Annotated in this window: 1 protein-coding gene; it reads left to right on the top strand. The window is 50.6% G+C overall.

The features are described from left to right. A partial coding sequence (locus R0J92_RS26675) for a hypothetical protein (RefSeq protein ID WP_411053899.1) occupies nucleotides 1-235 on the top strand: 235 nt, incomplete at both ends.

Consider the following 235-nt stretch of genomic DNA (forward strand, 5'->3'; position numbering starts at 1 on the left):
CCGAAGAGTTTGATGCGATCAAAATTGCTCTGGCTTCGCCAGACATGATCCGTTCATGGTCTTTCGGTGAAGTTAAAAAGCCGGAAACCATCAACTACCGTACGTTCAAACCAGAACGTGACGGCCTTTTCTGCGCCCGTATCTTTGGGCCGGTAAAAGATTACGAGTGCCTGTGCGGTAAGTACAAGCGCCTGAAACACCGTGGCGTCATCTGTGAGAAGTGCGGCGTTGAAGT

The organism is Tritonibacter sp. SIMBA_163 (genome assembly GCF_046535935.1).
GTDB lineage: Bacteria > Pseudomonadota > Alphaproteobacteria > Rhodobacterales > Rhodobacteraceae > Epibacterium > Epibacterium scottomollicae.